Source organism: Peptoniphilus grossensis ph5, assembly GCF_000311825.1.
Lineage (GTDB): Bacteria > Bacillota > Clostridia > Tissierellales > Peptoniphilaceae > Peptoniphilus_A > Peptoniphilus_A hominis.
Genome location: NZ_HE978566.1, coordinates 1 through 7,231 on the forward strand (window position 1 = coordinate 1; position 7,231 = coordinate 7,231).

At 35.1% G+C, this 7,231-nt stretch carries 6 protein-coding genes; 5 read left to right on the forward strand and 1 reads right to left on the reverse strand.

Features of this window, described 5'->3' with window-relative positions:
* Positions 1 to 118: 118 nt before the first annotated feature.
* From hcp to HGPG_RS00025, 5 genes are all read left to right on the forward strand, one after another.
* Positions 119 to 1,723, forward strand: coding sequence for a hydroxylamine reductase (gene hcp, locus HGPG_RS00005; RefSeq protein WP_218915209.1), 1,605 nt, complete (start codon positions 119 to 121; stop codon positions 1,721 to 1,723).
* Positions 1,724 to 2,038: 315 nt separating this feature from the next.
* Positions 2,039 to 3,043, forward strand: a complete 1,005-nt coding sequence (locus HGPG_RS00010) for a methionine ABC transporter ATP-binding protein (RefSeq protein WP_019124020.1) — start codon at positions 2,039 to 2,041, stop codon at positions 3,041 to 3,043.
* Complete coding sequence (locus HGPG_RS00015) at positions 3,044 to 3,694, forward strand: methionine ABC transporter permease (RefSeq protein WP_019124021.1); 651 nt, start codon at positions 3,044 to 3,046, stop codon at positions 3,692 to 3,694.
* A gap of 57 nt (positions 3,695 to 3,751) precedes the next feature.
* Positions 3,752 to 4,606: a MetQ/NlpA family ABC transporter substrate-binding protein gene (locus HGPG_RS00020; protein ID WP_019124022.1), complete on the forward strand. Its 855-nt coding sequence runs from the start codon at positions 3,752 to 3,754 to the stop codon at positions 4,604 to 4,606.
* Between the two features lie 173 nt (positions 4,607 to 4,779).
* Entirely contained in the window at positions 4,780 to 6,042 is a 1,263-nt protein-coding gene (locus HGPG_RS00025) for a S1C family serine protease (protein ID WP_019124023.1), read from the forward strand.
* Between the two features lie 31 nt (positions 6,043 to 6,073).
* Here HGPG_RS00025 and HGPG_RS00030 read toward each other — a convergent pair whose 3' ends face one another.
* Positions 6,074 to 7,042, reverse strand: coding sequence for a LysR family transcriptional regulator (locus tag HGPG_RS00030; protein WP_019124024.1), 969 nt, complete (start codon positions 7,040 to 7,042; stop codon positions 6,074 to 6,076).
* Positions 7,043 to 7,231 lie beyond the last annotated feature (189 nt).

The following is a 7,231-nucleotide window of genomic DNA, read 5'->3' on the forward strand; positions in this document are numbered from 1 at the left end:
AAAATTTGTAGATAAAATTTTTAAATGTTGCATATGCAACAGAAAGTTATTAATTTTTATATTAGAATTATTTTAGAAGTTAGAACTTACAAATTTAAAAGGTGGGATAATTATGAGTATGTTTTGTTTTCAATGTCAAGAGACTTTTAAAAATTCTGGCTGCCTAAAAAGAGGTGTCTGCGGAAAGACAAGTGAAGTTGCAAATTTGCAAGATTTTTTGATTTGGATTTCTAAGGGACTTTCTGAAATTGCAGTAAAAAGTGGAAGGGAAAATAAAGAAGTTGTGGACAGAGTTATTTTAAATCTATTTACAACTATTACAAATGCAAATTTTGATGATGAGCAAATTAAAGATAGAATTGTAGAGACTGTTGATCTGATGAATTCTATGAGAGAAGATAAAAATTATAGCCATGCTGCAAAGTGGTCATCAAAGGATTTTTCTGAAATAGAGGAAAAAATAAGTTCAGGCGAAGTTTCTATTTTAGCTGAAGAAAATGAAGATGTAAGAAGTTTAAAGGAGCTAATAACTTATGGACTAAAGGGCATGGCTGCTTATGCGAGACATGCAAAAGTTTTGGGCTATGAAAGTGAGAAGGTAAATAATTTTATCTTAACTACAATGGCTGAACTTTTAAGAGAAAAGAGCCTAGAGGACTTAGTTGCACTTACTCTTGAAACTGGTTCTATGGGATATCTTGCTATGGCGACACTTGATAAGGCGAACACAAAGACTTATGGCAATCCAGAAATAAGTAATGTAAATATTGGCACGAGAAATAAGCCTGGAATTTTAGTTTCTGGTCACGACTTAAAGGATTTTGAAATGCTACTTGAACAAGCTAAGGATTCTGGCGTGGATATTTACACTCACTCAGAAATGCTTCCTGCAAATTATTATCCAAGCTTTAAAAAATATGAAAACTTTGTGGGAAACTATGGCAACGCCTGGTGGAAGCAAAGAGATGAGTTTGAAGCCTTTAATGGACCAATACTAATGACCACAAATTGCATAGTGCCTCCAAAGGATTCCTATAAAGACAAATTATTTACAACTGGTGCTGCAGGATACCCTGGCTGCAAGTATATAGAAGAAGATGAAAAGGGTCACAAGGATTTTTCAGAAATAATTGAACTTGCAAAGACTTGCAAGGCTCCAGAAGAAATTGAAAAGGGAAGTATAGTTGGTGGTTTTGCTCACAGTCAAGTCATGGAACTTGCCGACAAGGTTATTGAAGCTGTAAAAAAGGGCGACATCACAAAATTTATTGTCATGGCTGGCTGCGATGGAAGAATGGCTGACAGAGAGTATTACACAGAATTTGCTAAGAAGCTTCCAAAGTCTACAGTGATTTTGACAGCAGGTTGTGCAAAATATAGGTACAACAAATTAAATCTAGGGGACATAAATGGTATACCAAGAGTTCTAGATGCAGGTCAATGTAATGATTCTTATTCACTAATTCAAATTGCCCTTGCCCTAGTTGATGCTTTTGGAGTGGAATCTGTCAACGATCTTCCGCTTGTGTACAATATTGCATGGTATGAACAAAAAGCTGTTATAGTTTTACTTGCATTACTTTCACTTGGTGTAAAAAATATTCACCTTGGTCCAAGTCTCCCAGCTTTCTTATCTCCTAATGTTACAGATGTTTTAGTAGAGAAATTTAATATTGCTGGCATTACAAATGTTGAAGATGATATAAAAAATTTAATAATTTAATAAAAAGTCTTGACTTTTATTTTTCTTAATCTTATAATAAAAAACAATTAATAAATAAACTTTTTGAGAAGAAGAGTAACTTAAAATTTTGAGCAAAGAGAGCTTCGTTTTGGTGAAAGAAGTGGATAAGTTTTATGTGAACATGGCCTTCTCTAGGAAATATCGATATTAGGTATTTACGGGTCTTCCCGTTATAGAAGTAGAGTATGATAGTACTTGAAGAGGTCACTTTCGTGAGGAAGTGATAAATTAAGGTGGTAACACGAGCTTTCGTCCTTAGGGATGAAGGCTCTTTTTTGTTTTAGTGGAGGAAAAATGATAGAAGTAAAAAACTTAGTTAAGGATTTTAAAAGTGAGGATGGAACTTTTAGAGCCCTAGATGACCTTTCTTTCAAAGTAAATAGGGGAGAAATTTATGGCGTAATTGGCCTTTCTGGAGCTGGCAAGTCAACTCTTGTCAGGTGCATCAATAGACTAGAAGAGCCATCTGGTGGAGAAATTTTAATTGACGGCAAGTCCATTATTAATTTAAATGAAAAGGAACTTAGAGCTGCGAGAAAGGATATTGGAATGATCTTTCAATATTTTAATCTCTTTATGCAAAAGACAGTGGCAGAAAATATTGCCTTTCCTTTAGAAATTTCTGGAGTAAGTAAAAGCGACATTGATAAGAGAGTTGATGAGCTACTTAATTTTATAGATTTAAAGGAAAAGAAAAATTCTTATCCATCTGAATTATCTGGTGGACAAAAGCAAAGAGTAGCCATAGCAAGAGCCATTGCCACAAATCCCTCAATTCTTCTTTCAGATGAAGGGACTTCAGCCCTAGACCCGGCAAATACTAAATCTGTTTTAAATCTTTTGAGGAAAATTGTAAAAGAATACAACATGACAATAATTATGATTACTCACCAAATGGAAGTGGCAAAGGAAATTTGTGACAGAATTGCTGTAATGCAGGCTGGAAAAATCATCGAAGAAAATGAAACAAAGGAACTTTTCAAAAATCCAAAAACTTCTGTGACAAGGTCCTTTATAAAGAACTTGGAAGATGAAGTTGAAGAAGGTTATTTAAATGGAGCCGACTACAAGGGCGATGTCTTGAGACTATCCTATGCCGACGACAATTATGACAAGCCAATTCTTTCCCACTGTGTCAAGAAATTTGATGTTGATGTATCCATTCTTTCAGGAAATATTAACAAATTAAATATTTCAAGCGTTGGCTATCTTACAGTTGAGATTCTTGGCAAGGAAGAAGAGAGAAAAAAGGCAATTGAATTTTTAAAAGAAAACAATGTAAATGTGGAGGTGCTTTAAATGGAAAGAATAATAGATATAGTTTTACCAGCAATTCCAGAGACTCTAGTTATGGTTTTGGCATCAACAATTATTGCCCTCTTAATAGGTCTTCCCCTGGGAATAGTTTTGACTAACACAAGGCCAGGCGGTCTTAATGAGTCCGCAAAAGTCTATTCCATACTTGATGGAATAATAAATGTTTTGAGGTCCTTTCCCTTTGTAATCCTCATGATAGTTGTATTTCCACTTTCAAGATTGATTGTGGGCAAGTCCTATGGGACAGCGGCAATGATAATTCCCCTTTCGCTTTCAGCTGCCCCCTTTGTTGCAAGGCTAATGGAAGGATATTTTATTCAAGTGGATCAAGGAATAATTGAAGCAGCAAAATCCATGGGCTCAACTAATAAAGAAATTATCTTTAAAGTTTTAATCCCAGAGGCAATGCCTATGCTTGTCAGTGGAATAACTATGACACTTATTAATGTAATTGGTTATTCTGCTATGGCTGGTGTCATGGGTGGCGGCGGACTAGGAGATGTGGCCAACAGGTATGGCTACCAAAGAAATGAACCGCTAATACTTTGGTCAGCAGTAATAGTAATTATAATTCTTGTGCAAATTGTACAATTTATTGGAAATAAAATCGCAGAAAATATTGACAAAAGATAGGTATTATTTCTAAGTTTCTTAGAATTAATATAAATAAAAAAATTTAGGAGGAAAAAAATGAAGAAGAAAATTATTTTGGCACTTTCACTAGTGCTAGCTCTAACACTAACAGCTTGTGGTGGAGGAAAGAAGGAAGAAGCAAAGGCAGAAGGAAATAAGGCTGCAGCAGAAGTTAAGGATGGCGACAACAAAATTGTAATTGGCGTGTCACCTACACCTCATGGCGAAATCGTTGAAGGCCTAAAGGATGAATTTGACAAGGCAGGACTTGATGTTGAAGTTGTAAATTTTGATGATTACATTCAACCAAACTTGCAACTAGAAGCAAAGGATCTTGACGCAAACTACTTCCAACACAAACCATATCTTGACAGTTTTGTAGAAGAAAGAGGAATTAAAGATCTTGATGTACTTGGATATGTTCACATTGAACCAATGGCTTTATACTCTGAAAAATACAAATCAGTTGATGAAATTGAAGATGGAGCAGAAATTATTATTCCTAACGACCCAAGTAACGGAGCAAGAGCCTTAATACTTCTTGAAGATGCAGGTCTTATTAAGTTAAAGGACAAGACAAACCTAAATTCAACAGAAAAAGATATTGCAGAAAATCCAAAGAATTTAAAATTCACAGCAATGGATGCACCATCAATTGCCCAAGTTTATAAGGATGCAGGTGCTGCAGTTATAAATGCAAACTTTGCCATTGGACAAGGACTTGACCCAACTAAGGATTCAATTTTCTTAGAATCAAAGGATTCACCTTACGCAAACTTAATTGCCATTAGAAAAGAAGATGCTGATAAAGAAAAATTCAAAAAATTCATTGAAATTTTAAATTCTGACCCAGCTAAAAAATTAATAGAAGAAAAATTCAAGAGCGCAGTAATACCTGCCTTTGGAAAATAAGATTAAGAGGCTCTGAGGAGTCTCTTTTTTTTGAAGATAAAGTAATTAGAGAAAAATTTCTCCTAAATTTTTCAAAAAATATTAAATATTTCAAAAAGCTTTGATAATAAAATCATCAATTTTTCACATAATCACACTAATATAAATATAACAAAATTGTTAGGAGGAAAATTATGGATAATAATAGACGAGAAAATAAAAATTCAGGCGGGGGAAAAATTATTGTAGTAATTGCCCTAGTCTTTTCACTAATTGGCGGAATAATTGGCTCAGCAATCACAACTTATAAGTTGCTGCCACAAGAGAGCTCAAGTACTTCCAATGAAGACAAGTCAAATATAACAATTTCTGCCAAGGACAATATGACTGTTGCCTCAGCTGTTGCAAAAAAATCAATGTCATCAGTTGTTGGAATTACAACTAAGGGAGTGCAACAATCCTTCTTTGGTCAAGTGGAAGTCCAAGGCGTTGGTTCTGGCGTAATAGTGGATCCCAAGGGCTACATTCTTACCAATGCCCATGTTGTAAAATTAAACAACAAGGTTGTGGAAGATGTAACAGTTAGACTCAATAACGAAGAGGACATCCAGGGAAAAACTATTTGGGCAGACGAAAATGTTGACCTTGCCATTGTAAAAATAAATACCAAGGAAAAATTAAATGTAGCGACACTGGGAGACTCCGATGCACTTTCCATAGGTGACGCAGCAATTGCAATTGGAAATCCAATTTCACTACAATTTTCACAAACTGTAACTCAAGGAATTATATCTGGACTGGACAGGTATGTTGGGGCAGTAAGCGGCGGAGGATATATGACTGGACTTATCCAAACTGACGCATCAATTAACGGGGGAAATTCTGGCGGACCACTTTTAAATGCAGAGGGTGAAGTCATTGGCATCAACACTGTAAAGGTTCAATCTGCTGAGGGACTTGGATTTTCCATTCCAATTAATTTTATAAAGCCAATTGTAAAGCAAGTAATTGAGACAGGAAGCTACAAGGAAATTTCCATGGGCATGCTGACAATGAATTTAAATGTAGCAGCCCAAGTCTTTAACGGCAAGACTGAAGTCGACAAGGGAATCTTTGTCTACAAGGTTTATGAAGGATCACCTGCAGCAGAAGCAGGTCTTGTTGCAGGAGATATTATAACAAAAATTGGCAAGGACGAAGTTTCAGACAACAACGCTCTTAAGTCAATTCTTTACAAATATCAAGAAGGGGACAGCGCTGAAGTGTCCTATGTAAGAAAGGGCAAGGAAGCAAAAACTGAAGTTAAGTTTTCTGATTACTCAATAGAAAGGGACAAGGAAGCCCAAAAGGATATAAGGGCTCAAGAAGAAGCGAGAGCTAGGGAATATCAAAAGAGACAAGAAGAACAGCAAGATATATTTAACAGATTTAGACAAGAATTTGAAAATGGATTTTAAATTTAAAAAAGTGACACCTCTTGGTGCCACTTTATTTTTTTGCAATTTTTTCTAATTTTTCGGCATTAATTGATTCAAAATATTCTTCCAAAAGCTCAACAAATCTCTTTGTGTACTTTGTGATGTAGCGGTTTTTATTTTTTATGGCGTAGATGCCAAGACTTACAGGTTTGTTTTTTACATAGAGAGGAAAAATATTTATGTCATCTCCAAATTCCTCCATCCATCTTTTTATATTCATTTGGGAAATAAAAACTGCGGCAAGGGCCTTGTTGCAAATAGCAAGGGCAATTCTAGAATAAGCTGTCTCGATGTAGTCAATAGGTCTAACACCTGCACTTTTAAAGCTTTGATTTATTAGACTTCTTATTCTGTTATCCTGAGTGTAAAGGAGGAAGGGAACTTTTTCGAAATCCCTTAAGTCAATTTTTTCAAGAGACTTTTCCTTTAAGGCTTCAAGGTCATCAACATATTTTTCCAAAAGTCTGTCGCTTACGCAGAGGTATAATTTTTCATCAAAGAGGAGGCGAGACTTTAGGTTTTCATTTTTATAATTCTCGTCAATGCTAATGGCTATGTCAAGTTTGTTTTCCAGGCACATATCTTCCAGTTCATTAGACTGCTTTTCGTAAAGGACTAGTCCAACTTGAGGAAACTCCTCTGTAAATTTTTCAATAATTGATGGAATAAAAATGTCCGCCCTGGGAGAAGATGCACCAACTATTAGCTTGCCCCTGTCCTCGCTTTCCATGTCGCGAATTTTATTTATCATGTCAGATTCAGCTGTTAAAAGTTTTTCTGCATACTTCAAATACTCTTCTCCAATGGGAGTGAGCATTAGCTTAGGTTTTCTGAAAAATAATTTTGTGCCGTAGTAGTCTTCCAGTCTTTTTATGTGATTAGATAGAGTTTGTTGAGATATATAAAGTTTTTCGCCAGTTTCATTCATATTAAGTGTCTTGGCAAGCTCTGTGAAATAATAAATACTTTCGAAATTCATAAGTCCTCCTATCAAAAATATTTTGTCATCAATACAAATAATTCTTAATTTATTTTGTAATAATTTTATTATATACTATGTAGAAGATAATTGTGAAATATTTTATTAAGAATCCCTTATAGTTTACCAGCTTTTTTCCTTAATATCACAATTACCGGAATCCCCTTGCACCCACCTCCTTGGGTGCAA